A 26,363-nucleotide genomic window follows, 5' to 3' on the forward strand; every position below is an offset into this window, starting at 1 on the left:
CAACTCGACAGCAATCCCCGTGTGAACCATACAAGTTGACGTTCCGTCATTTACACGGAAACGGAAAAGTCGGGGATGCGGCCCAAGGGCCTGTTAGCATCCCGGCGCGTGCGGACCATGAAGAGCAAACGGGGTCTTCCGCGGCGCGCGGCGGACGGACGCCGCCGTCGGCCGAAGTTACGCTGGGCGGTGGCCGGGCTCACCCTCGCGGCCGCCGCGGCGACCGCCTTCGTCCTCGCCGGGAACGGCGGCGATGCGAGCGGCAGGCGCGCGTTGACGCCGGACGAGGCGAACCGGCTGGCGATCACGCGGTTCCGCAACTACCAGGCGGGCGGCCGCGAGGTGACGATCACCGTGCCGAGCGCGGCGGGCGGGCTGGTCGTCACCGGGTCCGTCGACTACCGCGCCGGGATCGGGTACGGAGTGGTGCACGGCACCGGGCGCGACGCGTCCGGCGACGGGCTGATCCAGTGGACGGCCACCACCGTCCTGGTCCACCCCATGGCCGACGCCCCCGCCACGGCGCCGCCGTCGCCGCCCGCGTCCGGCTGGTACCGCCGCCCGCTCCAGAAGTCCGGCAGTTCCTTGGACAGTTCGCTGGCCATCACGCTCGGCCTCGGCAGCGACCGGCCGGACAACGCCGAACTGCTGCCGCAGAACGGTGCCGCCCGGCTCGGCCACGACACCGTGCACGGCCGTCCGGTGGACGTGATGACCGGCCCGGACGCCCGCGCCAGGGCCGGTACGGCGGACACCGTGCGCTACTGGATCGGCTCGGACGGCACGATGTACCGGGTGCAGGCCGGCGTGGCGTCCGAATCCCGGCCGCTCGTCATCGACTTCGGCACCGGCGGGTACACACCGGTGCGGCCCGCACCCGGCATCACCCCCACGCGCTAGCTGCGTCGTACCGGCCCGCGGCGCTCACGGGCTCTTCACCCGTGCCCCGGTCGCGAGCAGCGACGACGGCGGCAGCGGGACGTCCGCGGTGTCCGGCAGCGCCGGGACGGCCGGGACCGTGGTGGCGCCGGTGGTGGTGGCGTTCGGGAACTGCGGCTGCGGGCCGGGCGCGACCACGTCGGTGAACGGGATGCCCCGGGGCGCCGTCGGCTTCGACCAGGTGCCGGACGGCGTGGGCGAGCCCGCGGGCAGCGGACACGCCGCGATGGCCGCGAGCCGGGCGGGCACGGTGGTGCGCAGCGTGTTGCCGCTCAGGCAGTTGCCCTTGCCGCGGGTGGCGGAGGGGAACGTCCAGCCGACGTCGACGCCGTTGGCGGCGAAGGTGTTGTCCGTGATCCGGTTGTCGTCGGAGGGCAGATCGGCGGTCGCGGTGATCACGAACCCGGCGTTGGCGTTCCCGGTGATCCGGTTGCGCAGGAACCGGTTGCCGCTGCCGCCGTCGACCCCGACGCCGATGCCCCAGCCCCCGTCGGCCTGTTCGGGGGTCCCCGGCTGCTGGTTGTCCGCGATCAGGTTGCCGGCGACGACCGCGCCGCGCTGCGGCAGCAGCTTCTCCTGGTGGTCGGAGTCGGTGGTCAGGCCGACGCGGTTGCCGACGAACCGGTTGCCCACCACGTACATGTCCCCGCCGGCGTTGGTGCCCTCGTAGCCGACCGCGTTGAGCTCGGCGATGTTGTCCCGCACCACGACCCGGCACGGCTTGCACTGCCCGACGTAGATCCCCGAGTCGGCCCCGCCCGAGGCGTAGGAGTGCTCGATGACCCCGTTCTGCGCGGAGAACGCGTAGATGCCGTACAGCCCGTTGCGGGTCGCGGTCACGTACGAGACCAGGAACGACTTCAGGAAGGAGACGGGCTCGTCGCCGGTGTCGTAGCCGCCGCTGCGCCCCGGCAGCCCGGCGACGGCCGCCGCTGAACCGGTCACCAGCACGCCGTTCTGCGTGTTGTTCCGCACGGTCAGGTTCTCCACGGCCACCCCGGGCGCCGCGACGACGACACCGTTCGGCTGCCGCAACCGCCCGTCGATGACGACCCTCTCCCGCGACTCGCCGCGCAGGGTGATGCGCGGCGTCCTGATCCGCACCGACTCGTGGTACTCGCCCGGCGCGACCAGCACCAGGTCGCCGGGCCGGGCCAGGGCCACCGCGTCCGAGATCGTCGGGGCGTCGGCGGGCACGTGGATCGTCACCCGCGCGCCGTCCGGCCGCCGGCCCTTGGCCGCGCCGTCGTCCCCGCCGCTGCCGCAGCCGGCCACCAGCGTCAGGGTGCCGAGCACCGCCGCCATCACGCGTAGAGCTAATCGAGGCATGATCCCAGAATGGCACGCCGGACGAATTCGGCGCGGAAAACCGGAAGTTGGACGTCAGGTGCGATTCGGGTATGGCACTCTGCACCCCATGCGCCGAGCCGATCACCACCCGTCACGCCGCGCGTTCCTCGATGTCACCGGCGCGCTGGTGGCCACCGGCCTGGCCGCCGGGTGCACCGCGGACGCCGCCCGTCCGGGCCGGGCGGGCCCGGCGGCGACCGGTGCGGCACGGGTGCCCGCGAGGGGCCGGCATCAGGCGGGCGTCACGCTTCCCCAGCCGGCCCAGCACCATCTGCTGGCCGTGGTGGCCGACCTCGGCGCCGGCGTGGCCCCCGGCCCGCTGCTCGCCGAACTCGGCACCGCCATCGCCGAGCTGACCTCCGGCAAGGACCCGCGCCTGCTCGGCCTTGAGCCGGGCGACCTCACCGTGACCGTCGGCGTGGGCCCGCGGCTGGTGCGCGCGGCCGGCGCCGCGCTGCCCGGCGCGAGGGACCTCCCGCGGTTCTCCCGCGAACGGATCGCCCCCCACGCGCGCGGCGGGGACCTGCTGCTCCAGATCTGCGCGAGCGACGCCCCGGTCGTACCGGTCGCCGCCGCCGCGCTCCTGCACCAGGCCGGTGACCGCGTCCGCGAACGCTGGCGGCAGTCGGGCCACCGCGGCGCGGACGTGCCCGTCGGCGAGGGCCTGGCCGCACCCCGTAACCTGCTCGGTTTCATCGACGGCATCGTGGGTCCGCACACCGCCGCCGAACAGCGGCGCGACCTGTGGCTGGCCGGGCCGCCCGCGGTCGCCGGGGGCACCATCGCCGTGGTGCGGCGCATGGAGCTGGACCTGCCGCGCTTCGCCGCCCTGCCGGTGGTCCGCCAGGAGGCGGTCTTCGGACGGCGCCGGGACAGCGGAGTGCCCCTGTCCGGCGGCTCCGCGGCCGCGGGTCCGGAACTCGGCGCCAAGACACCCGACGGTCGCTATCTCGTGCCCGCGGACGCCCACGCGCGCAGGGCGCACGCCACCGTGGTCGGGGTCGGCCTCATGCTCCGCCGCTCCTACAGCATCGACGAGCCCGCCCCCGGGCTGCTCTTCATCAGCTTCCAGAACGACCTGCGGACCTTCACCGCCACCCTCGCCCACATGGACGTCTCCGACGCGCTGCTGCCCTTCACCACGACGACCGCGAGCGCGACGTTCCTGATCCTGCCGGGCTTCGACCGCGGACACCCGCTCGGTTCCGGCCTGTTCGGCCGATCGCCCTCCGGCTGATCACCGTCCGGCCGCCCCCGTCCGGCCGTTCACCCTCGCGCCCGCAAGCGAGTTGTCCGATTTGGCGCTTGTTTGGTGTGGTCTGGCAGTCCGAAGGTGGAGGTGAGCGCATAAATCGGTAGACGGGGGAATGGTGCCATGCTCGAAGACGTCTTCGACACCGAGAACCTGCCGGTGCGGGACCGGGTGGAGGCATGGCGGGAGATCACGGCGAGCGCGTTGATCCCCAACGAGTTCCGGGTGGACCCGGCGGCCGGGTTCCGGGCGTCGCTGCGGGCCGCGAACCTCGGCGGCGCGCAGGTGGCGGCCATGACCTACGGGTCGCACCGGACCCGGCGCACCCCCCGGCTGATCCGGCGGTCCGACCCCGAGATGTACGCGGTGGGGCTCGTCCTGCGGGGCGCGCAGGGCATCCGCCAGGACCAGTGCCACGCCTTGCTCGACGCGGGCGAGCTGGTCGTGTACTCCACCTCGCACCCGTTCGAGGCCGTGGTGGACGTCCGTGACGGCGTCGCGGCCTCCGTCGTGGTGCAGGTTCCGAGGGCCCTGGTGCCGCTGCCGCCGAACCGGGTGAACCGGCTGCTGGCCGCGCGGCTGCCGGGCCACGAGGGGGTGGGGCGGCTGCTCGCGGGTTTCCTCGTCCATCTGTCCACCGACACCGGGCCCTGTCGCCCCGCCGACGGCCACCGGCTCGGCGGCGTCCTCGTGGACCTGCTCACCGCGTGGCTGGCGCACCACGCCGACGCGGTGGACCGGACACCGGCCGAGACCCGCCGGGGCGTCCAGCTGCTGGAGGTCCAGCACTTCATCCGCCGCCACCTGGGCGACGCCGGACTGACGCCGGCCGCCGTCGCCGCCGCCCACCACATCTCCCTGCGGTCCCTGCACCGCCTCTTTCGCGAGCACGCCGCGGGCACGACGGTCGCCGCGTACATCCGCGACCAGCGGCTGGCCGCCGCGCGCCGCGATCTCGCCGACCCGCGGCTGGCCTCCCGGCCCGTGCACGCGACGGCGGCCCGGTGGGGCTTCCCCCGGGCCGCCGACTTCACCCGCGCCTTCCGCACCGCGTACGGCACGACGCCGAGCGAGTACCGCGCGTCGGCTCAGTAGGCGATCCAGCCCTTGGACGAGGACGTGCGGTTGAACTGGAGGTAGAAGCCCGAGCCGTGCAGGACGCCCTTGGCGACGACCGTCCAGACGCCCGCCTTGGCCGACGTCCAGCCGTTGCACGCGCCGGTCTTCTTGAAGCAGACCTTGACGCTGAGGCTGACGTCGGACTTCACGTTGATGTCGTTGCAGCTGGTGGTCGTGTAGGCCCACGAGCCGGTGGCGGGCCAGTGCGCGTTGCTGCTGCCGCCGCCCGCCGTGCTGGTGTAGTACCTGGCGGTGTCGTAACAGGACGCCTTGACCGCCGGGCCCGCCTTCGGCGCGGCGCCGGCCGGTCCGGCCGCGAGCATGGTGCCGCCCGCCACCAGGACGGCGGCGAGGGCGGCGGGTGCGATACGGGTACGGGTGCGCATGGAGCTTCCCCCTTGACTGGGCGGTTCGGTCAGGGGAAATGCTGACGGCCGGCACCCCGCGGCGCATTAGCACCGCGCGCCGACGGCTTGGCGCTGCGTGCCTGCCGTGGGGGAGGGCGGTGCGGGCCGGGACCGTCGTCCCTCTCTCTTGATTCCGCACCGAACCTTCACGGTCGTGCCTAGGCACGTGACACGGGTGGACCTTAGTCTTCCGCGCGTCATGGACTACTGCCTCCCGTGCCGACGGCACCTCAACGGCGCCCTGGTCTGCCCCGGGTGCGGCACACCGGCCGACCGGCCCGCGGTCCCGGCGCGGGAGGAACGGGACCGGGAGGACCCGGACCGGGAGAAGCCGGCGGAGACGGAGCCGCCGGGGGAGCCCGTACGGTCCCGCTCGCAACGGCGTGGCCGCAGGGCCGCCGCCGCCCACCGTCGCCGCCGTCGCCGTACCCTCCTGATCGCCGCGGGCCTCCTGCTGGCGGCGGGCGGACTCGGAGCGGCCGAACTCGGCCCGGACGCACCCCTCGCGCCGTTCGCCGGGGGCGGTGCGGGCACGTCCGCCGCGGACGCCTCGGCGGGCGGCGGCGCGGGCGGCGCGGGCGGCGCGGGCGGCGCGGGTGGCGCCGCGTCCCCGGGCGGCCGTGCGGCCGTGCCGTCCCCGGGCGGTGCCGCTCCTGCCGCCTCCGGATCCCCGGCGGCACGGGCGTCCGCGTCCGCCTCCGGTTCCGCGTCCCCCTCGGCCGGCACCTCCGCCACCGCCACGGACGAGCCGCCGTCGCCCCCGGCCGACGGCAGCGGCGGCGCACCGGCCCCCACGAGCCCCGCCACCCCGCCGGCCACGGCCCCCGCCACCAGCCCTCCGGCCTCCGCGCCGCCGCCCCCCGCGCCCTCGCCCACCCGCACCTGCGCACGCTTCCTGTGGTGGTGCGGCTGAGCCGGTCCGCTGCCACGCGCCTCTTCCGTGCCATCGGCCATCCGGGGCATCGGTGACACCGTCGGGCCTTCTGGGCGGTTGAGCCGGGCAGGAACACCGGTCGAGCAGAGGTCGAGTGGAGGAGAGCGGATGACGCGGGACATCACCGTGCGCGGCACGGTCGCCGAGGGCTACGAGGCGGTGCGCGAGGAGTTCGCCGCCTTAGTCGCGGGCGAACGCGAGGACTACGAGGGACAGTTGTGTGCCTACGTGCACGGGCGGCGGGTCGTTGACCTGTGGGCGGGTGATGGCGCGGCGGGCGACGCGCTGTACGGCGTGTTCTCCGCGGGCAAGGGTGCCGCGCACCTCGTCGCGGCGCTGCTGGCGCAGGACGGCACGTTGGAGCTGGACCGCAAAGTGACCTACTACTGGCCCGAGTTCGGGGCCGAGGGCAAGTGCGAGCTGACGTTGCGGGACCTGCTGGCGCACCGGGCCGGACTGGTCGGCACCGACGCCGGCTTCACCCGCGCGGAGCTGGCCGACGACCGTGCGATCGCCGAACACCTTGCCGACCAGCGGCCGTTCTGGCGTCCGGGGGCCGCCTTCGGCTATCACGCCCTGGTCATCTGCGCGTTGACGGGGGAAGTGGTGCGCCGGGCCACCGGACGCACCGTCCAGGATCTCTACGAGGACCGGATCCGCGCCCCGTACGCCCTCGACCTCTACCTGGGCCTGCCCGCCGTGGAGGAGTCCCGCTTCCGCCCGGTCCAGCCGCCGCTGCCCACCCCCGAGCAGCAGGCGTCCGTCGACGCGCTGCGCGCCGGTCCGCACACCCTCTCGGCGATCGCCTTCAACCGGCACGCGGCCGAACCGACCGAACTGGAGCGGCTGCACGACGACCCGCTGATCCGCGCCAAGGGCCCCGCCTCGGTGGGCGCGGTCGGCTCGGCGCGGGGACTGGCGCGGATGTACGCGGCGATGATCGGCGAGGTGGACGGCAAGGCGCCGCTGCTGAAGCCGGACACGGTCGCGGAGTTCGGCCGCATCCACTCGGTCGGCTACGACCTGGTGACCCGCACCCACAAGACCTTCGGGCTCGGCTTCCAGGCCACCGCCGACCTCTGGTACCCGTTCCTGGGCGCGGGCGCGCTCGGGCACAGCGGCGCGTGCGGCGCCCAGGGCTTCGCCGACCCCCGCAGCGGCCTCGCCTACGGCTACACCCGCCGCCGCTTTCTCTTCCCCTACGGGGCCGCCCCGGAGAACGCCCGGCTGGCGCGGGCGGTGCACAGGGCGGCGCTGGCCGTGGGCTGACCCGCGGTTCAGGCCAGCGTGACGCTGATGTTCCCGCGCGTGGCCTTCGAGTACGGGCACACCTGGTGGGCCTTCTCCACCAGGGCCCGGGCGGTGGCCGCGTCGGTGTTCGGGATGTGTGCGGAGATCTCCACGATGATCCCGAAGCCCTCCTCGTTCCTGCCGATCCCGACCTTCGCGGTCACGGTCGAACCGGAGACGTCGGCGCCCTCCTGCCGGGCGACGACGGCCAGCGCGCCCTGGAAGCAGGCGCTGTACCCGGCGGCGAACAGCTGCTCCGGATTGGTCCCGGCGCCGCTGCCGCCCATCTCCGCGGGCGGGTTGACGACGACGTCGAGCCTGCCGTCGTCGGTGGCGACCCGGCCGTCCCGGCCGTTCTCGGCGGTGGCGACGGCCGTGTACAGCACATCGGACTGGGTGATGGGCATGCGGCGTCCTCCTGGTCGGTCCGCCGCCGACTCGCGCCCACGATCGACGGCGGATTTCGGAAAGAAGTTACCGCAAGACGGAAGCTCTGGGGAGATCAGAGCTTGACGACCATCTTCCCGGTGTTGTCCCCGCGCAGCAGCCCGAGGAACGCCTCCAGGGTGTTCTCGATGCCGTCGACCACGGTCTCCCGGTACTTCAGCCGCCCCGACGCCACCCAGGGGCCGACCTCGCGCACGAACTCCGGCTGGAGGTCGCGGTGGTCGCTGACCAGGAAGCCCTCGATCCGGCCGCGCGTCTGGATCAGCCGGGCGAGATTGCGCGGGCCGGGCGCGGGCTCGGTGTTGTTGTAGACCGAGATCATGCCGCAGACCGCGATCCGGCCGCCCTCGCGCAGGGAGCCGATCGCCGCCTCCAGGTGGTCGCCGCCGACGTTGTCGAAGTACACGTCGATGCCGTCCGGCGCCGCCTCGCGCAGCTGCTCGGAGACCGGCCCGTTCTTGTAGTTGAAGGCGGCGTCGAAGCCGTACTCCTCCACCAGCAGGCGCACCTTCTCGTCCGAACCGGCCGAGCCGATCACCCGCGCGGCGCCCTTGAGCTTGGCGATCTGCCCGACCTGGCTGCCCACGGCGCCCGCCGCGCCGGAGACGAAGACGATGTCGCCCTCCTTGAAGGCGGCGGTGCGCAGCAGGCCCGCGTAGGCGGTCAGCCCGGTCATGCCGAGCACGCCCAGGTACGACGACAGGGGCGCGGCCTCGGGATCGACCTTGACGGCGTGCTCCGCGCCGATGGCGGCGTACTCGCGCCAGCCGAGGGGGTGCAGCACGTGGTCGCCGACGGAGAAGCCCTCGGCGCGGGACTCGATCACCTCGCCGACCGCGCCGCCCTGCATCGCCTTGCCCAGCTCGAAGGGGGCCACGTACGACTTCTGGGCGCTCATCCGGCCGCGCATGTACGGGTCCACGGAGAGGTAGGTGTTCCGTACCAGCACCTGGCCCTCGCGCGGGGTCGGGAGCGGGGACTCGACCAGCGCGAAGTCGTCGTGCTTCGGCCAGCCGACGGGCCGGCTGAGCAGGTGCCATTCGCGGTTGACGGTCGTCGCGGTCATCACGGGAGCCTTTCGTTTACTTCAGTACCTGAAACAACGGTGCAGCTGAATATTTCATGTTGTCAAGTAAAGAGGTACGCTGGTGGGCATGGCCACACCGCACCACACCCGTCCGGACCAGCTGACCACGGACGTCGTCGAACTCATCGCCGAGGTCGTCGCGCGCTACCACGCCGACTACGACGAGGCCGCCTCGGCCCACGCGCTCACCGGTGCCCAGGCCAAACTGCTCAGCCTGCTCGCGCTCGGGCCGACGCCCATGCGCAAGCTCGCGCAGAAGATGAAGTGCGAGCCGTCGAACGTGACCGGGATCGTGGACCGACTGGAGGCCCGCCGACTGGCCGAGCGCCGCGCCGACCCCGCCGACCGCCGGGTGAAGGTGGCCGCCGCCACGGAGGAGGGGCTGCGGGTGGCCCGGGACCTGCGCGAGGGCCTGCACTTCGCGCGCGAGCCGCTGGCCGGGCTGTCGGAGGACGAGCGGCGCACCCTGCGGGACCTGCTGCGCCGCATGCTCGACGGGTGAACCTGTCACCGGCGAGCTGTGGGTAGGGTTTCGCCATGCGTGATCTCGGGGTGGGTTTCCGTCTTCTTCTCGACGGCCAGCGGTGGGTGGTCCGGCACGGCCGGCAGTACGGCTTCGCGCTGCTGCCGGGCCTGATCGCGCTGGTCCTCTACGTGGTCGCGCTGATCGCCCTCGCGGTGTGGGGCGGGGACGCGGTGAGCTGGGCGACCCCGTTCGCGGACCACTGGCCGAGCCCCTGGCAGTCGCTGTTCCGCGGCTTCCTCACGGCGGTGCTCTTCGCCCTGGGCCTGCTGCTCGCCGTGCTCACCTTCACCGCGGTGACCCTGCTGATAGGCCAGCCGTTCTACGAGAACCTCTCCGAGCGGGTCGACGCCGACGTCTCGCCCGACGGCACGGCCCCCCGCTCGGACCTCCCGCTCGCGCGCGAGCTGTGGACATCGGCCCGCGACAGCGTCCGGATCCTCGTCCGGGCGATGGTCTGGGGTGTCCTGCTCTTCGCCCTGGGGCTGCTGCCGTTCGTCGGCCAGACCGTCGTGCCCGTCCTCGGCTTCTTCGTCACCGGCTTCTTCCTCACCGAGGAGCTGACCGCGGTCGCCCTCCAGCGCCGGGGCGTCGAACTCCGCGCCCGGCTCGCCCTGTTGCGCTCGCGCCGGATGCTGGTGTGGGGCTACGGGACGCCGCTGGGGCTGGTCTTCCTGGTGCCCTTCGTGGCGGTGTTCCTGATGCCGGGCGCGGTGGCCGGCGCCACGCTCCTCGCCCGGGAACTGCTGGGCGAGGACCGCGCGGAGGAGTCGGCGCCGGCCGAGAAGCCCGCCTCCTGACGACCAGCCCGGCTCAGTCGGGAGTGGTCCTGAACCGCCGCCGGTACTCGGTCGGTGTGGTGTCCAGCCTGCGCCGGAAGGCCCGGACCAGGGTGTCGAGGGTGCCGAACCCGCAGGCGGCCGCGATGCGTTCGAGCGTGGCGTCGGTGGACTCCAGCTGGTTGCGCGCGTGTTCCACGCGGACCGACTCGATGTAGGCGTGCGGGGTCGTGCCCAGCTCGTTCTTGAAGATCCTGGTGAGCTGCCGGTCGCTGATGTGCGCGTGTTCGGCGAGCTGGGCGACGGTCAGCGGCTCGGCGATGTGGCGCAGCACGTAGTGGCGCAGATCCTCGATGCGCCGCGTCGTGGAGACCTGCTCCAGGGGGACGCTGAACTGGCTCTGTCCGCTGGGCCGTTTCAGGTACATCACCAGTTGCCGGGCGACCCGCAGCGCGACGGCCTCGCCGAGGTCGTCGGCGATCAGCGCGAGGGAGAGGTCGAGACAGGCGCTGATGCCCGCACCGGTCCACACGTTCCCCTGCCGGATGAAGATCGGGTCGGCGTCGACCGCCACCGCCGGGTGGTCCGCGGCCAGTTGCCGCGCGGTCGACCAGTGCGTGGTGGCGCGCTTGCCGTCGAGCAGTCCGGCCGCCGCGAGGATGTGGGCGCCGACGCAGACGGAGGCCACCCTGCGGGTGCGGTCGGCGAGTTCCCGCACCCGCCGCACCAGCGCCGGGTCCACCAGCGGGTGCACCCGGTGGTCGCCGTCCACCTCCACCGCCCCCGGCACGATCACCGTGTCGATGCCGCGCGCCGCCAGTCCGTCGAAGGTGACGTCGGGCAGCACCCGCACCCCGGCGGCCGTGACCACCGGGTCCATGGTCTCGGCGGCGAGCACCACCTCGTACGCGGCGGCCTCCTCGGTCTCGCGCCGCGCGAGGTGGAAGACCTCCGGCGGCCCGGTGACGTCGAGCAGGTCGACCTGGTCGAACAGGACGATCACGATCAGCTGGTGGGCGGTGCGCACGAACCCCTCCGGACGGTCAGGACGACACCGGCCTCCGCGATGTCGGTTTCTGCATGCTAGACGTCATTGCCGACGCGACGGGGCGGGCCATAGCGTCATAAGCGCAAGCCGCCGCACGGCGCGCTGCCTCGCCAACTCCCGATTTCTCAGGCGGTATTCCATGCCCAGAACGACGCTGCGTCAGCTCAACGGCTTCGACGAGACCCCCGCGAAGCTGGCCGATTCCACCCTGGTCCTGATCGACTACCAGAACACCTACACCACCGGTGTGATGGAGCTGGACGGCTGGCAGCCGGCCCTCGACGCCGCCGCGCGGCTGCTGGAACGCGCCCGCCGGGAGGGCGCCAAGGTCATCCACGTCGTCAACGACGGCGGCGAGGGCACGCCGTACGACATCCGCGCCGAGATCGGACAGATCCACCCGAGCGTGGCCGCGGCCGACGGCGAGCCCGTCGTCGTCAAGCAGGCCCCCAACGCCTTCCACGGCACCGAACTGGGCCGGCTGGTGGACGAGGCGGGCCGCGGCGACCTGGTCATCGCCGGCTTCATGACCCACATGTGCGTGGCCTTCACCGCCCAGGGAGCCTTCCTGCGCGGCAACCGGCCCACCGTGGTGGCCGACGCCTGCGCCACCCGCGCGCTGCCGGTCAACGGCCGGGAACTGGACGCCCAAGGGGTGCACCTCAGCGCCCTCGCCACCATCGCCGACCTGTACGGGGTCGTCGTCCCGACCCAGGAGGAGCTCGGCCGATGAGGTCAACGCGCCGCATCGCCGCGCTCGGCACCGCCGCCCTCCTCACCGCCACGCTCGCCGCGTGCGGCTCCGGCTCGCAGGACTCCTCCCCCGGCAAGCCGGCCGCGGCGGCCGCCGCACGGACGAACGTCGCCAAGGACACCACGACGCTGCGCAAGCTCAACGGCTTCGACGAGACCCCGGCCACGCTCTCCGACGCCACGCTCATCCTGGTCGACTACCAGAACACCTACACCGACGGTGTCATGGAACTCGACGGCTGGAAGCCGGCCGTGGCCAACGCCAAGGCCCTGCTGAACCGGGCCCGCGCGGCGGGCACGCCGGTCATCCACATCGTCGACAAGGGCTACGACCTCTCGTCGAAGGCGGGCGGGATCATCCCGGACCTCAAGCCCGCGAAGGGCGAGCCGGTCGTCCGCAAGAGCGTTCCGGACGGCTTCCACGGCACCGATCTCGCGCAGAAGGTCAAGCAGGCGGGGCGCAAGAACGTCATCGTCGCCGGCTTCATGACCAACATGTGCGTCCTGTTCACCACGCAGGGCGCGTTCCTGGCCGGCTACCACCCCACCGTCGTGGCCGACGCCTCGGCCACCCGGCCGCTGCCGCTGAAGGGCGACCCCGAGGGCATCCCCGCGCGGCAGGTGCACGAGGCCGCCCTCGCCACGGTCCAGGACCTCTACGGCGTCGTGGTGCCGTCGCAGAAGTCCCTGACCTGATCCGCCGCGGCGCACGCCGCCGGTGCCCCCGGGCACCCATGGACCGGCCGGCCCGCCGGTGACCGGACACGCCGGCAGGCCGGCCCACCCCCACGAACACCCCCACGCCCCCCCACGCCTTTCCCCCCACCCCACGAAGACCGATCACTGATCACGGAAAGACGGGGCATGACCACTCGCAGAGGATTTCTGGGGACCGTTTCCGCCGTAGGGGCAGCCACCCTGCTGATGGAGACCCAGGCGGCCGCCAACGCCTCGGCCGCGACCACCGCGACCGACGAGAAGGCCGCGCGGGACGCGATACGCAGCGTCAACTCCGGGATGCGCGCCAACTACGCGTCCCTGAAGGCAGAACTGATCAAGCACCTCAGCCCGGTCGTCGTCGTGCAGAACAACGCCGTCGGCGGGCGCTTCACCCTGATCGACAAGGGCGTCCAGGTGGAGACGGTGGACCCGGTGCCCGAGTACTTCGAACTGGCCAAGTCCATCGCCCACGTGCCCCTCGGCATCTACTCGGTGATCGCCGCCTACCTCGGCGGCAAGGTGCCGAACATCCCCAACGCCGACCGCATCGACCCGCACGACCTGGCCATGGTCGCCTTCAAGGCCGCGGGCGACACCGGCTGGATCACCCCGCTGACCAGCTTCCGGGCCACGCTGGGCGCGGCCCGCACCAAGCTGCCCACGGCGAACCTCCCCGCCGACCTGGAGACCTCCAGCAACACCATCCTCACCGAGGCCATCCGGTTCATCGACACCGCCCTCGGCGCCAAGTCCTTCGACATGGTGGCCTTCAACCGGTTCGCCGCCACCGTGTACCCGTCCATCCGGGTCAACATGACCTTCGCCTCCACCGCGCAGATCACCGGCATCGAGGCGCTGATGAAGCGGTGGCGGGCGCTGATCGGCGAAGCCGCGTGGAGCGACCTGTACGTCATGGTGCTGTCGATCTGGACGACCGCCGAACTGAACCAGGCCTCCATCATCATCCGGCGCACCATGAACCAGGCGAAGGTGGACACCCACCTCATCGACCTGCCGACCGCGGAGACCCCCGCGGACCCGATCGGCGTGGCCCTGGACAACCTCGCCCGCATCGTCCAGGACAACGTGGCGGCCGAGATGGTCTTCAACTCCGCCCTCGACGTCGCCGACGCCCTCAAGGGCAAGGAGGACCTGCTCTCGAAGGAGATCCTCAAGCAGCTCGACGGCACCGCGCCCGCCGCCAAGACCGCCGCCTTCGGCGCGGCGGCGGCCGGCACCTGCCCGGTCACCGGGCGGACCGCCACCGTCTGACCGACCCGGCGTCCCCCGGTCCGCACCGGCCGGGGGACACCCCGGGGCCGCGAAAGGACGGCTCCCGGGCCGGCCGGCCCGCCCCCACGCGCGTTCAGCGCGCCGAGAACCCGTACACCGTCTCCGAGCGGTAGACCTCGCCGGGCCGCACCACCGTCGAGGGGAAGTCGGGATGGTGCGGGGAGTCGGGGAAGTGCTGGGTCTCCAGGGCGATTCCGGCACCCGGGACGAACGGGGCCGGCAAATGGTCACCCGTGTACAGCTGGAGGCCCGGCTCGGTCGTCGAGACGGTGAGCGTGCGGCCGGAGCCCGGGTCGTGCAGCTCGGCGACCTCCTGCGCCGTCCGCGTGACCCCCTTGTCCAGCACGTAGTTGTGGTCGTACCCCGAACCCACCTTGCGGGCCGTACGGAAGTCGAGGCGCGAGTCCGCCACGTCCCGCAGCTCACCCGTCGGGATCAGCCCCTCGTCGACCGGGGTGAACCGGGAGGCGGCGAGCCTCAGTTCGTGCCCGCCCGCGGAACCGGACTCGGCGCCGGCCAGGTTGAAGTAGCTGTGGTTGGTGAGGCTGAGCACCGTCGGCGCGTCCGTCGTCGCCTCGTACGAGATCCGCAGCGCGCCCGACGCGGACAGGGAGTAGGTCACCGCGACCTCCACGGTGCCCGGGAAGCCCTCCTCGCCGTGCGGGCTCACCCGGCTCAGCCGCACCCCGTGCTCCACCGGCGCCGCCGCCCACACCCGCTTGTCGAAGCCCCGCGCACCGCCGTGCAGCAGGTTCGGCCCCTCGTTCGGCTCCAGGGCGTACACCCGGCCGTCCAGCGGGAACCGCGCGCCCGCCAGCCGGTTGGCGTAACGGCCGATCAGCGCGCCCAGGTACGGGTCCGGATGCGCGAGGTAACCGTCCAGAGCGGCGAATCCCAGCGCCACCTCCGCCGGCCGGCCCTCCCGGTCCGGCACCCGCACCGACCGCACGACCCCGCCGTACGTCAGGACCTCCACCCGTGTCCCGCCCCGCTCCAGCGTCCAGCGATGGACCTCGGTGCCGTCGGGAAGTCTGCCGAAGAGTTCACTCATGGTGAAAACCCTAGGTCACCGTTGATCTAGGACGCCGGATCCGGTGCGGTGACGGTCCGGTAGGCGATCGCCGCGAGCCGCGCCTGGCCGTCCCTGCTGGGGTGGAACCAGTCCCAGTGGCTCAGCTGGTCGGTGCCGAACCGGTAGTCGTACACCGCGTTCCCGTCGAAGCGGCAGCGCCGGTCCCGGGCGCAGACCTCCTTGAGCACCTTGTTGTACGCCACCACCCGCTCCTGCACCCGGTCCCGCCGGCGCGCCGCCGACTCGCCCAGGTCGTCCGCGTCGCCCAGCATCGAGGGGCAGATGCCGAGCTTCCAGACCTCCTTGCCCAGCGGATCGTCCCGGCCCTGCTCCCACAGCCGCTTCAGGTTCGGCACGCTCGCCACGTACACCTGGGCCGCCGGACGGGCCGTGCGCAGTGTCCGCAGCGCCTCCTCGAAGTCCGCGCGGAACCCGGCCACCGACGTCATCGCCCGGGGGGAGGAACGGCAGGCGTCGTTCGCGCCCGCCATCACCGTCACCAGCTCCGGGTCCCGGGCCGCCGCCTCCCGCATCTGCCGCGTCAGATCCGCCATCCGGGCGCCGGTCATCGCGTAGTTCCAGCTGTGCGTCGCCGCCCCGGTCGCACCGAGCAGCCGTACCGCCAGCGAGTCCACCCTGGCGTCGCTGCCCGTCGCCCAGGACACCTCGGGACAGTCCGACAGCACCGTGCACGCGTCGAAGCCCCGGGTGATGGAGTCGCCCACCGCGGCGATCGAGGCCGGGCTGCGGTTCCACACCGGGGCCCGCATGGCCCGCGCCTTGGTGCCCTCGGCCGCGGGCGAACCCCCGGCGGCGTCACATCCGGCGAGGCCCAGCACGGCGGCCGCCGCGACGGCCAGCGCACGGTGGCTTCGCTTCCGCATTCCCGCAAGTCTCCTCGCTCGGTGTCGGGTGTCTTCCCCCATCACAACGTGCGAGGGTTCCCGGCGCCCGGCCCGCTGGAACGAACGGACCCCGTACAAGCGTCCCCCTGGGTGAATGGCGGAGGATTCCTGGCGCCGGGACCGACGGTACGTCACACTCCTTGCGCCGCCGCAAGGTAGCCTCGCCATCAGTGCGGCCGTCGCGCCACGGCCGCCGGCCAGCCAGCAAGATGTCCCGCTCTGCCCGGAGGTTCCGGTGACGACACGTGGAGTTCTGTACGTGCACTCCGCGCCGCGCGCGCTGTGCCCGCACGTCGAGTGGGCCGTCGCGGGGGTGCTCGGCACGCGCGTCAACCTCGACTGGATCCGGCAGCCCGCGGCCCCCGGCACCTGGCGCTCCGAGTTCTCCTGGCAGGGCCAGGCCGGCACCGCCTCCAAGCTCGCCTCCGCGCTGCGCGGCTGGCACCTGCTGCGCTTCGAGGTCACCGCCGAGCCCTGCCCGACCGCCGAGGGCGAGCGCTACAGCTGCACCCCCGAGCTGGGCATCTTCCACGCCGTCACCGGCATCCACGGCGACATCCTCATCCCCGAGGACCGGCTGCGTGCCGCCCTCACCCGCGCCCAGCGCGGCGAGAGCGACCTGGCGGCCGAACTGGCCAAGCTCCTGGGCAAGCCCTGGGACGACGAACTGGAACCCTTCCGGTACGCGGGAGAGGGCGCCCCGGTGCGCTGGCTGCACCAGGTGGTGTGAGACCGCGCACGACCCGGACGGGCAACGGGAAGGGCCCCCACCAGCCGGTGGGGGCCCTTCCCGTGTCTCGGAGACTGTGGCTCAGAGGGTGCGGAACGCCAGGGCCACGTTGTGCCCGCCGAACCCGAACGAGTCGTTCAGCGCGGCGATCCGGCCCTCGGGCAGCCGGCGTGCCTCGCCCACCACGATGTCCGCGTTCACCTCGGGGTCGAGGTCCGCGACATTGATCGTGGGCGGCGCCGTACGGTTCACCAGCGCCAGGATCGACGCCACGGTCTCGATACCGCCGGCGCCGCCGAGCAGATGACCGGTCATGGACTTGGTCGCGGAGATCGCCATGTGGTCGACGTCGTCGCCGAACACCTTCCACAGCGCCTTGATCTCGGCGACGTCACCCTGCGGGGTGGACGTGGCGTGCGCGTTCACGTGCACGATCTCGGCCGGCTTCAGGTCCGTGTTGTCCAGCAGGTTCTGCAGCGCGTGCGCGATGCCGTTGCCGGACGGCTCCGGCTGCGTGATGTGGTGGCTGTCGGCGGAGATGCCCTGGCCGACGGCCTCGACGTAGATCCGGGCGCCGCGGGCCTTCGCGTGCTCCTCGGACTCCAGGACGATCACACCGGCGCCCTCGCCGAGCACGAAGCCGTCGCGACCGGAGTCGAACGGCCGGGACGCGCCCGCCGGGTCGTCGTTGTTCTTGGACATCGCCATCATGTTGCCGAACGCGGCGATGGGCAGCGCGTGGATCGCGGCCTCGGTGCCACCGGCCACGACCACGTCCGCACGCCCGGTGCGGATCATCTCGATCGCGTACCCGATGGCCTCGGCGCCCGAGGCGCAGGCCGACACCGGGGTGTGCACACCGGCGCGGGCGCCCAGCTCGATACCGACGTTGGCCGCGGGGGAGTTGGGCATCAGCATCGGCACGGTGTGCGGGGAGACGCGGCGCACACCCTTCTCGCGCAGCACGTCGTACTGGTCCAGAAGCGTGGTCACGCCGCCGATCCCGGAGGCGATCACCGTACCGAGACGGTCGGGGTTCACGGACGCGTCCTCGCCGGCCCGGGCGGTGAAGCCGGCGTCCTGCCAGGCCTCACGGGCGGCGATCAGCGCGAACTGCGCCGAACGGTCCAGCTTGCGGGCCTGCGGCCGGGGGATGATCTCGCCCGGCTCGACGGCGGCCCTGGCGGCGATGCGGACCGGGAGGTCCGCCGCCCAGTCCTCCTCCAGCAGACGGACACCGGACGTGCCGGCGACCAGGGCCTCCCAGAACGAGGATGCGTCGCCACCCAGCGGTGTGGTTGCGCCGATACCGGTGACGACCACGGTGCGATTGGTCGGGCTCACGGGAATTCTTTCTCCAACGGATGCGGGAATCTACGGCGCCACCGCCGGGTGGCGGGGCTGTACAGCCTGACGGCCGTGCGGCCTCAGCGAGTGGCTCAGGGCTGGTGCTTGAGGATGTACTCGGTCGCGTCGCCGACGGTCTTGAGGTTCTTGACGTCCTCGTCGGGGATCTTCACGTCGAAGCGCTCCTCGGCGGCGACGACGACCTCGACCATGGACAGCGAGTCGACGTCCAGGTCGTCGGTGAAGGACTTGTCCAGCTGGACGTCCTCAACCGGGATGCCGGCGATCTCGTTCACGATTTCGGCGAGACCTTCGACGATCTCTTCCTGGGTGGCGGCCATGTCAGGCGCTCCTTCTTCGATAATCCAGACGGTTTGTGGCAGTTGTCCCCTTGCCGAACCGCATGATCCGGCACGGAGTGCCTAGGGGAGGGTAACGACCGTGGCGGCGTAGACGAGACCCGCCCCGAATCCGATGACGAGCGCGGTGTCGCCGCTCTTCGCCTCCCCGGTCGCCAGGAGCCGCTCCATGGCGAGCGGGATCGAGGCGGCCGAGGTGTTGCCGGTGGTGCGGATGTCGCGGGCGACCGTGACATGCTCCGGCAGCTTGAGGGTCTTCACCATCGAGTCGATGATCCGCACATTGGCCTGGTGCGGGATGAAGACGTCCAGGTCGTCCGCGGTGATCCCGGCCGAGTCCAGCGCCTGCTGGGCGACCTTCGCCATCTCGAACACGGCCCAGCGGAACACCGCCTGGCCCTCCTGCGTGATCGCGGGGAACTTGACGTTGCCCTCGCTGTCCACGGGAAGCTCGGACACGTCGCCGATCCGGAAGCGGTCCCACGGGACGGTCTGCTTGATGGTGCCGGCCTTGTCGCCCTCGGAGCCCCACACGGTCGGGCCGATGGCCGGCTCCTGGGAGGGGCCCACGACGACCGCGCCCGCGCCGTCGCCGAACAGGAAGGCCGTCGCCCGGTCCTCCAGGTCGGTCAGGTCGCTCAGCCGCTCCACGCCGATGACCACGACGTACTCGGCGGAGCCCTCCACCACCATGCCCTTGGCCAGGGTGAGGCCGTAGCCGAAGCCCGCGCAGCCGGCCGAGATGTCGAACGCGGCCGCCTTGTCGGTGCCGAGCTTGTCGGCGATCTCGGTGGCGATGGCCGGGGTCTGGCTGAAGTGCGACACGGTGGAGACGACGACCGCGCCGACCTGCGACGCGTCGATGCCGGCGTCCGCGATCGCCTTGCCGGCCGCCTCGACCGACATCGCGGAGACCGTCTCCTCGGGGCCGGCCCAGTGCCGGGTCTCGATGCCGGAGCGGGAGCGGATCCACTCGTCGGACGAGTCGATCTTCTCCAGGATCACCTCGTTGGGCACGACCCGGGTCGGGCGGTACCCCCCGACGCCGAGGATGCGGGCGTACGGGGCGCCCTTACTGGGCTTGATCTTCGCCATCTACGGCTCCTTAGGCGTCAGGCGTCGACGTGCTCGGTGATGAGCGCACGGGCCGCGTCGAGGTCGTCAGGGGTCTTCAGGGCCAGCGTCTTGACGCCGGGCAGCGCCCGCTTGGCCAGTCCGGTCAGCGTGCCGCCGGGGCACACCTCGATGAGCGCGGTGACGCCCAGCTCCTTGAAGGTCTCCATGCACAGGTCCCAGCGCACGGGGTTGGCGACCTGGCCGACCAGGCGGTCGAGGACCTCGGCGCCGGTCGCGACGGCCTTGCCGTCCTTGTTGGAGACGTAGGCGACGCGCGGGTCGGCGGGCGACAGCTCCGCGGCGGCCTTGGCCAGCGTCTCGACGGCCGGGGCCATGTGCCGGGTGTGGAAGGCGCCGGCGACCTTCAGCGGGACGACCTTGCGGACGCCCTCGGGCTTGTCCTCGTTCAGCGCGGCCAGCTGCTCCAGCGTGCCGGCGGCGACGATCTGACCCGCGCCGTTGATGTTCGCCGGGGTCAGCCCCAGCTTCTCCAGGTGCGCGATCGAGGTCTCCGGGTCGCCGCCGAGCAGCGCCGACATGCCGGTCTCGGTGATCGCGGCGGCGTCCGCCATGGCCAGGCCGCGCGTGCGGACCAGGCCCAGGGCGGCGGCGTCGGACAGCACGCCCGCGAAGGCGGCGGCGGTGATCTCACCGACGCTGTGGCCGGCCACCGCGCCGGGCGTGAACTCGGAGGTGGCACCGAGTGCCGCGCCGGACAGGAGCCCGGCGGCGACCAGCAGCGGCTGGGCCACGGCGGTGTCCCGGATGGCGTCGGCGTCGGCCTCGGTGCCGTAGTGCACCAGGTCCAGACCGATGGCGTCCGACCAGGCGGCGACACGGTCCGAGGCACCGGGGAGTTCGAGCCAGGGGGTCAGGAAGCCGGGCGTCTGGGCGCCCTGGCCGGGAGCGACGAGTACGAGCACTCTCACACTCTCTCTTGGGGACGGGCGCGGCCGCCCGTGGGGACAGGGACGAAGAACACGAAGGGCTTTTGTTGGGCTCCGACAAAACCCTATGCCTGGGCCTCGCCGTCGACCAGACGCCCCAGGATCAGCGCGATCCGCAACGTGAACGCGGATCGTACATCCGAAGGCGACCAACCGGTGACGTCTGTCACACGTCGGAGCCGGTAGCGCACGGTGTTCGGGTGAACGAAGAGCATCCGTGCCGCGCCCTCCAGGCTGCTCGCCTGCTCCAGGTAGACACTCAAGGTCTCCAGCAACGCCGAGCCGGCCTCTTCGAGCGGTCTGTAGATCTCCTCCACCAACTGCTCGCGGGCGCTCGGATCACCCGCGATCGCGCGCTCCGGCAGCAGATCGTCCGCCAGCACCGGCCGCGGCGCGTCCGGCCACGCGGTGCACGCCTTCAGACCCGCGGCGGCGGCCTGCGCGGACCGGGTGGCGGCCAGCAGGTCGGGTACGACGGGACCGGCGACCACCGGCCCGGCCGCGTACGGCCCGATCAGCGACTTCGCCACCGCGAGCGGGTTGGGGCTGCCGCCCGCGATCACCACCAGCCGGTCCCCGAGGACGCCGGTGAGGACCTGGAGCTTGGCATGCCGGGCGGCCCGCCTGATCGCCTCCACGGTCAGCTCGCTGTCCCCGTCCGGGGCGGTCCCGAGCAGGACGCACACATGCTCGGGCGAGTTCCAGCCCAGCGCGGCGGCCCGGCTCACGGCACCCTCGTCGGCCTCGCCGCTGAGCACGGCGTTGACCACCAGCGATTCGAGCCGTGCGTCCCAGGCGCCGCGTGCCTCCGCCGCCTGCGCGTACACCTGGGCGGTGGCGAAGGCGATCTCCCGCGCGTACACCAGCAGCGCCTCGCGCAGCACCCGCTCGTCGCCCGGCGCGGCCACCTCGTCGATGGCGCTTTCCATGACCTCGATGGTGGTGCGCACCATCTCCACGGTCTGACGCAGCGTGATGGCCCGGGTCAGCTCGCGCGGCGCGGTCCCGAACACGTCGGTGGAGATCGCCTGCGGGGCGTCCGGCCGCCGGAACCACTCGGTGAACGCCGCGATGCCCGCCTGGGCGACCAGCCCGATCCAGGAACGGTTCTCCGGGGGCATGGCCCGGTACCACGGCAGGGTCTCGTCCATCCGCGCGATGGCCTGCGCGGCGAGATTCCCGGAGGACTTCTCCAGCCGTTTCAGGGTCGCGGCGTGCGTATGGACGTTCGATGCTGCGGGGTCACTGCTGTGGGATTCGGGTTCGGGCACGGGGACAAGAGTGCCTTATCCGGACGGCACCATGCGCCGCCGGGTCACCGGTGGGGACGGGCGGGGGGCACGGGAGCGATCGGAGCGGGACGCCGGTGCGGACCCGTGGCACGGGGCGGGGTGCGGGTCCGCCCGGGGGCGGGGCGGGGATACGGTGGTGATCGTGATGGACGTACGGCGCGCCGCCGAGCGCTATCCGGGCGGGGACCCGGCGGCCGGGATCGAGACCCGCCACGCCTTCTCCTTCGGCCCGCACTACGACCCGGACAACCTGGCCTTCGGCCCGCTGATCGCCTGCAACGAGGAGCGCCTCGCGCCGGGCGCCGGATTCGGCGAACACCCGCACAGCCACACCGAGTTCGTCACCTGGGTGATCGAGGGCGAGCTGACCCACCGCGACTCCGCCGGCCACGAGACGACCGTGCGCCCGGGGGACGTCCAGCACCTGCGCGCCGCGGCCGGCGTACGGCACGTGGAACGCAACGACGGTGACCGCCCGCTGGCCTTCCTCCAGATGTGGCTGACGCCCCGGGAGCCGGGCGGCGACCCGTCGTACACGATCGTCCCCGGCATCGCCGACGCCGCCCCCTACGCCGTCCCCGCCGCGGGCGCGACGCTCCACGTCCGCCGCCCGGCCGAGGGCGCCCGCACCGCCCTGCCCGACGCGCCGTACCTCTACGTCCATGTCGTGCGCGGCGAGGTGCGGCTGGCCGGCGAGCATCTGCACCCCGGCGACGCGGCCCGGATCACCGGCGCCCGCGGCCTGACGGCGGTGGCGACGACCCGGGCGGAACTGCTGGTCTGGGAGATGACCGGCTGAGGCCGGCGCGGCCTGCCCGCGGAGGTGAACCGCCTCCCGCCGGGGACGCCGGACGGGCCGGCCGGGCGAGTCAGCGGGCGGCGCGCGTCTCGGCCAGCACCGCGTCCGTGAACACCGGCCACGCCTCGATCGCCCACGGCCCGAAGGCGCGGTCGGTCAGGGCGGCGCAGGCGAGGTTCGCGTCCGGGTCGACCCACAGGAACGTACCGGACTGGCCGAAATGGCCGAAGGTGCGCGCGGAGGACGAACCACCCGTCCAGTGCGGGGACTTGGAGTCGCGGATCTCGAAGCCCAGCCCCCAGTCGTTCGGGTTCTGGTGCCCGTACCCCGGCAGCACGCCCTTGGTGCCCGGGAACTGGACCGTCATCGCCTCCGCCACCGTGCGCGGGTCCAGCAGCCGGGGCGCCAGCAGCTCCGCCGCGAACCGCAGCAGGTCCTCGACCGTCGAGACCCCGTCCTTCGCCGGGGAGCCCGCGAGCGAGGTGGCCGTCATGCCCAGCGGCTCCAGCACCGCCTGCCGCGCGTACTCGGCGAACGGGATGTCCGTCGCCTTGGCGACATGGTCCCCGAGCTGCTCGAACCCGGCGTTGGAGTACAGCCGCCGCTCCCCGGGCGGGGCCGTCACCCGGTGCTCGTCGAAGGCCAGGCCCGAGGTGTGCGCGAGCAGGTGGCGGACCGTCGCCCCGGGCGGGCCGGCCGGCTCGTCCAGCTCGATCGCCCCCTCCTCGTACGCCACCAGCGCCGCGTACGCGGCCAGCGGCTTGGTGACCGACGCGAGGGGGAAGCGGTGGGCGACGGGGCCGTGCGTCCCGAGGACGGTCCCGTCGGCTCGTACGACACCCGCCGCCGCGGTGGGCACGGGCCAGTTCTCGATCGACGCCAGGCTGTTCAACGACATGCGGACGAGCCTATGCGGCTCACAGCTCCAGCCGCATCGACGGGTCGGGCTTGCGGACGAAGCCGAGCGACGCGTACAGGGGTTCGGCCTGCGCGGACGCGTTGAGGTCGACCCGCCGCACGCCCTGCGCCCGGAACCACTCCAGCAGCTCTTCCACGCACGCCCGCGCGTACCCGCGCCGCCGCGCACCGGGATCGGTGGCCACGCTGAACACATGCCCGACCCGTCCCTGCGGGTTCCCGGCCCGGCCGATGCGGTACTCCACGGTCCCGCAGGCCAGCGCGGCCAGCGCGCCCGGCCGGTCCGGATGGTCCACGACGAAGGCCGCGAAGCCGCCGCCCGGATCGGCCAGCCGGTCCCGCAGCGCCGGAAGCGAGTCGGCGTGCCAGTCCGTCGGCCCGCCGCCGTCCGCGGACATCGAGTCGATCATCACCTGCCGCAGTCGCAGGACCTCGCCGGCCTCCTCGGGCAGTGCCCGCCTCACTGGACTCATGAACCCGTAGGCTAACCACCGGCCGCGCCGCCGGTCCCGCGGTTTTCTTACCGGCCTCGCTTGCTTGGAGTGCACTCCAAGGTCATAGCGTTGAGGCATGACGGTGATGCAGACCACGCCTGCGACGCTTGAGGAATCCCACCCAGCCGACATCTGCTCCGCCCGGCCCGCGCCCCATCCGCGCCCCGACGGCCAGGACCGCTACACGATCAGTGAGGTCGTCGCCTTCACGGGGCTGACCGCGCACACCCTGCGCTGGTACGAGCGGATCGGGCTGATGCCGCACATCGACCGCTCGCACACCGGGCAGCGCCGCTACAGCAACCGCGACCTGGACTGGCTGGACCTGGTGACCAAGCTGCGGCTGACCGGCATGCCGGTGGCGGACATGGTCCGGTACGCGGAACTGGTGCGCGCGGGCAGCAGCACCTACCGGGAGCGGCAGGAACTGCTGGAGCAGACCCGCCGGGACGTCCTCGGGCGGATCGCCGAACTGCGCGACACGCTCGCCGTACTCGACCGCAAGATCAGCTTTTACGCGACAGAGGGGACCACTCGATGACCGACGCCAGGATTCCGACGGCACGCCTGGGAGCGCAGGGGCCGGAGGTCGGCGTGCAGGGCCTCGGCTGCATGGGCATGAGCTTCGGCTACGGCCCCACCGACGCCGAGCAGGCCCGCGCGGCCCTCGACCGGGCGCTGGAGCTGGGCGTGACCCTCTACGACACCGCCGACGCGTACGGCGCCGGAGAGAACGAGCGCTTCCTCGCCCCCTTCTTCCGCGCCCACCGCGACGAGGTGGTGATCGCCACCAAGTTCGCCCTGTCCATCCCGAAGGACGACCCGACCAAGCGGATCATCCGCAACGACGCCCCCTACATCCGCGAGGCCGTCGAGGGCAGCCTCCGGCGGCTCGGCGTGGACGTGATCGACCTCTACTACATGCACCGCCGCGATGTGAACGTGCCCATCGAGGAGACCGTCGGCACGATGGCGGAGCTGGTGCGCGAGGGCAAGGTCAAGCACCTGGGCCTCAGCGAGGTCACCGCCGACGAGCTGCGCGCCGCGCACGCCGTGCACCCGATCGCGGCCGTGCAGTCGGAGTGGTCCCTGTTCAGCCGGGACATCGAGGCGCACGTGGTGCCGGCCGCGCGGGAGCTGGGCGTCGCCCTGGTGCCGTACTCGCCGCTCGGGCGGGGCTTCCTCACCGGCGCTTTCGCCAACGCCGACCAGGACCTGACGGCCGACGACTTCCGCCGTCAGCAGCCCCGCTTCACCGGCGACAACGCGGCGGCCAACGCGGCCCTGCTCGAACCCCTGCGCGCCATCGCGGAGGCCCATGGCGCCACCCCGGCCCAGATCGCCCTGGCCTGGGTGCAGCAGCGGGCGGCCGTCGACTCGCTGGCGGTCGTCCCGATCCCGGGGACCCGCAAGGCGAGCCGGGTGGCGGAGAACGTGGCCGCCACCCGCATCACCCTGACCGAGGCGGAACTGTCCCGGCTGGAGCCGATCGCGGGCAAGGTCGCCGGCGATCGGTACGCGGACATGAGCTTCACCTCGGCCGGCCGGGAGTAGTCAGAGCTCCGCGAGCAGCTGCGCCTTCTTGCCGGCGAACTCCTCGTCGGTGACCAGCCCCGCCTGGTGCAGCTCCCCGAGGTGCCGGATGCGTTCGGCGATGTCCGCCGGATCACGGCGGCACCGCGGCGCCGCCGGCACCGGACGGCGCGAGCGGACCGCCGCCAGCACCGCGGCGGCGAACGGCAGCGACTCGTGCACCGGACCGTAGCCGAGCCCGAACACCACCGCCGCCGGATCCTGGTCGGGCTCGGGCGCCACGTCCGGTGCCGGGCCAACGGCGCGCAACCGGAGATAGCCCGCCAGGGCCTCCGGTGAGCGCCACTCCACCCCGCACAGGTCGGCGACCGGATAACTCTGGTCGCCGGCCTTCCACTTGGCCGACGACGCGCCCGTCCACGACCACCGGAACTGCACCGACGTGCCGTCGAAGGCGGCCTTCCCGTCGTACGCCTTGAACTGCAACGGCGCCTCGGGCGCCGCCACCAGATAGCGGTCCGCCGGCCCCGACTCGGTGAGCCGCGACGTCAACTCCTCGGCGCGGGACGCGGCCTCGGACTCCCGCTCGGCCGGCAGGACCAGCCGGTAGGGATCGGAGCCCTCCTTCAGCTGGCCGTCGGCCGCCTCCATCAGCGGATCGGCACCCGCGCGGGGCAGCAGCCGCAGGACGACGGTGCCGCGCCGGCCCGGAGCGAGCCGCACCTCCTCGACCGCGGACAGCGGGATGCGCCGCTCCCCGAGCGCCTGGAACAACTTCGGTGTTCGAATCCCCCGTTCGTAACGGATGAGCACGGAGTCGGACTCGAACTCCCAGACGGCATGAAAACCCGCCAGTACGTCACCCATGCGGCTCATCGTATGCGGCACGTCCCCCTCCGTCGCCTCCCTC

Annotated in this window: 29 protein-coding genes; 14 read left to right on the forward strand and 15 right to left on the reverse strand. The window is 72.7% G+C overall.

Features of this window, described 5'->3' with window-relative positions; all coding sequences use genetic code 11:
- The first annotated feature begins 117 nt into the window (after nt 1-117).
- The gene (locus HZZ00_RS06035; RefSeq protein ID WP_257585923.1) at nt 118-900 is read left to right on the forward strand and encodes a hypothetical protein; all 783 of its coding nucleotides are present in this window, start codon (nt 118-120) and stop codon (nt 898-900) included.
- A 24-nt stretch (nt 901-924) separates the two neighbouring features.
- Here the strand turns inward: HZZ00_RS06035 and HZZ00_RS06040 are convergent, their stop codons facing one another.
- Nucleotides 925-2,268 (reverse strand): nitrous oxide reductase family maturation protein NosD, encoded by a 1,344-nt coding sequence (locus HZZ00_RS06040; protein WP_180331239.1) that lies wholly within the window; start codon nt 2,266-2,268, stop codon nt 925-927.
- Between the two features lie 88 nt (nt 2,269-2,356).
- On the opposite strand from HZZ00_RS06040, the gene HZZ00_RS06045 reads away from it, so the two are divergent.
- Nucleotides 2,357-3,526: a Dyp-type peroxidase gene (locus HZZ00_RS06045; RefSeq protein WP_180331240.1), complete on the forward strand. Its 1,170-nt coding sequence runs from the start codon at nt 2,357-2,359 to the stop codon at nt 3,524-3,526.
- A gap of 138 nt (nt 3,527-3,664) precedes the next feature.
- On the forward strand, nt 3,665-4,636 hold the full coding sequence (locus HZZ00_RS06050) for a helix-turn-helix domain-containing protein (protein ID WP_180331241.1): 972 nt from the start codon (nt 3,665-3,667) through the stop codon (nt 4,634-4,636).
- On the opposite strand, the gene HZZ00_RS06055 is transcribed toward HZZ00_RS06050, so the two are convergent.
- Nucleotides 4,630-5,046: a hypothetical protein gene (locus HZZ00_RS06055; protein ID WP_180331242.1), complete on the reverse strand. Its 417-nt coding sequence runs from the start codon at nt 5,044-5,046 to the stop codon at nt 4,630-4,632. The two genes, HZZ00_RS06050 and HZZ00_RS06055, sit on opposite strands and share 7 nt — an antisense overlap.
- Before the next feature lie 220 nt (nt 5,047-5,266).
- Here HZZ00_RS06055 and HZZ00_RS06060 point away from each other — a divergent pair, with 220 nt between their 5' ends.
- Together HZZ00_RS06060 and HZZ00_RS06065 are read left to right on the forward strand one after the other, a co-directional pair.
- Nucleotides 5,267-5,980, forward strand: coding sequence for a hypothetical protein (locus HZZ00_RS06060; RefSeq protein WP_180331243.1), 714 nt, complete (start codon nt 5,267-5,269; stop codon nt 5,978-5,980).
- Nucleotides 5,981-6,109: 129 nt separating this feature from the next.
- Nucleotides 6,110-7,270, forward strand: coding sequence for a serine hydrolase domain-containing protein (locus HZZ00_RS06065; RefSeq protein WP_180331244.1), 1,161 nt, complete (start codon nt 6,110-6,112; stop codon nt 7,268-7,270).
- Nucleotides 7,271-7,278: 8 nt separating this feature from the next.
- Here the strand turns inward: HZZ00_RS06065 and HZZ00_RS06070 are convergent, their stop codons facing one another.
- On the reverse strand, nt 7,279-7,698 hold the full coding sequence (locus HZZ00_RS06070; protein ID WP_180331245.1) for an organic hydroperoxide resistance protein: 420 nt from the start codon (nt 7,696-7,698) through the stop codon (nt 7,279-7,281).
- A gap of 95 nt (nt 7,699-7,793) precedes the next feature.
- On the reverse strand, nt 7,794-8,804 hold the full coding sequence (locus HZZ00_RS06075) for an NADP-dependent oxidoreductase (protein ID WP_180331246.1): 1,011 nt from the start codon (nt 8,802-8,804) through the stop codon (nt 7,794-7,796).
- Between the two features lie 88 nt (nt 8,805-8,892).
- On the opposite strand from HZZ00_RS06075, the gene HZZ00_RS06080 reads away from it, so the two are divergent.
- Nucleotides 8,893-9,327: a MarR family winged helix-turn-helix transcriptional regulator gene (locus HZZ00_RS06080; protein ID WP_180331247.1), complete on the forward strand. Its 435-nt coding sequence runs from the start codon at nt 8,893-8,895 to the stop codon at nt 9,325-9,327.
- A 35-nt stretch (nt 9,328-9,362) separates the two neighbouring features.
- Nucleotides 9,363-10,148: an EI24 domain-containing protein gene (locus tag HZZ00_RS06085; RefSeq protein WP_180331248.1), complete on the forward strand. Its 786-nt coding sequence runs from the start codon at nt 9,363-9,365 to the stop codon at nt 10,146-10,148.
- 13 nt (nt 10,149-10,161) lie between these two features.
- On the opposite strand, the gene HZZ00_RS06090 is transcribed toward HZZ00_RS06085, so the two are convergent.
- Nucleotides 10,162-11,154 (reverse strand): GlxA family transcriptional regulator, encoded by a 993-nt coding sequence (locus tag HZZ00_RS06090; protein ID WP_180331249.1) that lies wholly within the window; start codon nt 11,152-11,154, stop codon nt 10,162-10,164.
- Between the two features lie 160 nt (nt 11,155-11,314).
- Here HZZ00_RS06090 and HZZ00_RS06095 point away from each other — a divergent pair, with 160 nt between their 5' ends.
- The 3 genes from HZZ00_RS06095 to HZZ00_RS06105 all read left to right on the forward strand — a co-directional run bounded on the left by HZZ00_RS06095 (nt 11,315) and on the right by HZZ00_RS06105 (nt 13,920).
- Nucleotides 11,315-11,908 (forward strand): cysteine hydrolase family protein, encoded by a 594-nt coding sequence (locus HZZ00_RS06095; protein ID WP_180331250.1) that lies wholly within the window; start codon nt 11,315-11,317, stop codon nt 11,906-11,908.
- Entirely contained in the window at nt 11,905-12,624 is a 720-nt protein-coding gene (locus HZZ00_RS06100; RefSeq protein WP_180331251.1) for a cysteine hydrolase family protein, read from the forward strand. Before HZZ00_RS06095 ends, HZZ00_RS06100 begins: the two co-directional genes overlap by 4 nt.
- Before the next feature lie 168 nt (nt 12,625-12,792).
- On the forward strand, nt 12,793-13,920 hold the full coding sequence (locus HZZ00_RS06105) for a hypothetical protein (RefSeq protein WP_257585679.1): 1,128 nt from the start codon (nt 12,793-12,795) through the stop codon (nt 13,918-13,920).
- Between the two features lie 94 nt (nt 13,921-14,014).
- Here HZZ00_RS06105 and HZZ00_RS06110 read toward each other — a convergent pair whose 3' ends face one another.
- The gene (locus HZZ00_RS06110; protein ID WP_180331252.1) at nt 14,015-14,992 is read right to left on the reverse strand and encodes an aldose epimerase family protein; all 978 of its coding nucleotides are present in this window, start codon (nt 14,990-14,992) and stop codon (nt 14,015-14,017) included.
- Between the two features lie 26 nt (nt 14,993-15,018).
- Entirely contained in the window at nt 15,019-15,897 is an 879-nt protein-coding gene (locus tag HZZ00_RS06115; RefSeq protein WP_180331253.1) for an SGNH/GDSL hydrolase family protein, read from the reverse strand.
- Nucleotides 15,898-16,153: 256 nt separating this feature from the next.
- Between HZZ00_RS06115 and HZZ00_RS06120 the strand changes: the two genes are divergently transcribed.
- The gene (locus tag HZZ00_RS06120; RefSeq protein WP_070027636.1) at nt 16,154-16,648 is read left to right on the forward strand and encodes a DUF3145 domain-containing protein; all 495 of its coding nucleotides are present in this window, start codon (nt 16,154-16,156) and stop codon (nt 16,646-16,648) included.
- An 81-nt stretch (nt 16,649-16,729) separates the two neighbouring features.
- On the opposite strand, the gene fabF is transcribed toward HZZ00_RS06120, so the two are convergent.
- The 5 genes from fabF to HZZ00_RS06145 all read right to left on the reverse strand — a co-directional run bounded on the left by fabF (nt 16,730) and on the right by HZZ00_RS06145 (nt 21,688).
- Nucleotides 16,730-17,992: a beta-ketoacyl-ACP synthase II gene (gene fabF, locus HZZ00_RS06125; protein WP_180331254.1), complete on the reverse strand. Its 1,263-nt coding sequence runs from the start codon at nt 17,990-17,992 to the stop codon at nt 16,730-16,732.
- Nucleotides 17,993-18,087: 95 nt separating this feature from the next.
- Nucleotides 18,088-18,336, reverse strand: coding sequence for an acyl carrier protein (locus HZZ00_RS06130; protein ID WP_180331255.1), 249 nt, complete (start codon nt 18,334-18,336; stop codon nt 18,088-18,090).
- Between the two features lie 81 nt (nt 18,337-18,417).
- On the reverse strand, nt 18,418-19,449 hold the full coding sequence (locus tag HZZ00_RS06135) for a ketoacyl-ACP synthase III (protein ID WP_070027633.1): 1,032 nt from the start codon (nt 19,447-19,449) through the stop codon (nt 18,418-18,420).
- 17 nt (nt 19,450-19,466) lie between these two features.
- A complete protein-coding gene (locus tag HZZ00_RS06140) occupies nt 19,467-20,393 on the reverse strand; it encodes an ACP S-malonyltransferase (protein ID WP_070027632.1) in 927 nt (308 codons plus the stop codon).
- An 89-nt stretch (nt 20,394-20,482) separates the two neighbouring features.
- The gene (locus HZZ00_RS06145; RefSeq protein WP_070027631.1) at nt 20,483-21,688 is read right to left on the reverse strand and encodes a CdaR family transcriptional regulator; all 1,206 of its coding nucleotides are present in this window, start codon (nt 21,686-21,688) and stop codon (nt 20,483-20,485) included.
- Between the two features lie 166 nt (nt 21,689-21,854).
- On the opposite strand from HZZ00_RS06145, the gene HZZ00_RS06150 reads away from it, so the two are divergent.
- Entirely contained in the window at nt 21,855-22,508 is a 654-nt protein-coding gene (locus HZZ00_RS06150; RefSeq protein ID WP_180333403.1) for a pirin family protein, read from the forward strand.
- A 70-nt stretch (nt 22,509-22,578) separates the two neighbouring features.
- Here HZZ00_RS06150 and HZZ00_RS06155 read toward each other — a convergent pair whose 3' ends face one another.
- Nucleotides 22,579-23,406, reverse strand: a complete 828-nt coding sequence (locus HZZ00_RS06155; protein ID WP_070027630.1) for a serine hydrolase — start codon at nt 23,404-23,406, stop codon at nt 22,579-22,581.
- Nucleotides 23,407-23,425: 19 nt separating this feature from the next.
- Nucleotides 23,426-23,899 carry a GNAT family N-acetyltransferase gene (locus HZZ00_RS06160; protein ID WP_180331256.1) on the reverse strand — a complete coding sequence of 158 codons (474 nt, stop codon included), beginning with the start codon at nt 23,897-23,899 and terminating at the stop codon, nt 23,426-23,428.
- A gap of 97 nt (nt 23,900-23,996) precedes the next feature.
- On the opposite strand from HZZ00_RS06160, the gene HZZ00_RS06165 reads away from it, so the two are divergent.
- Both HZZ00_RS06165 and HZZ00_RS06170 read left to right on the forward strand, forming a co-directional pair.
- Nucleotides 23,997-24,461: a MerR family transcriptional regulator gene (locus HZZ00_RS06165; RefSeq protein WP_070027628.1), complete on the forward strand. Its 465-nt coding sequence runs from the start codon at nt 23,997-23,999 to the stop codon at nt 24,459-24,461.
- On the forward strand, nt 24,458-25,474 hold the full coding sequence (locus tag HZZ00_RS06170) for an aldo/keto reductase (RefSeq protein WP_180331257.1): 1,017 nt from the start codon (nt 24,458-24,460) through the stop codon (nt 25,472-25,474). Before HZZ00_RS06165 ends, HZZ00_RS06170 begins: the two co-directional genes overlap by 4 nt.
- Here HZZ00_RS06170 and HZZ00_RS06175 read toward each other — a convergent pair whose 3' ends face one another.
- On the reverse strand, nt 25,475-26,320 hold the full coding sequence (locus HZZ00_RS06175; RefSeq protein WP_180331258.1) for a DUF4429 domain-containing protein: 846 nt from the start codon (nt 26,318-26,320) through the stop codon (nt 25,475-25,477).
- Between the last annotated feature and the right edge of the window lie 43 nt (nt 26,321-26,363).

Source organism: Streptomyces sp. NEAU-sy36 (assembly GCF_013423905.1).
GTDB lineage: Bacteria > Actinomycetota > Actinomycetes > Streptomycetales > Streptomycetaceae > Streptomyces > Streptomyces misionensis.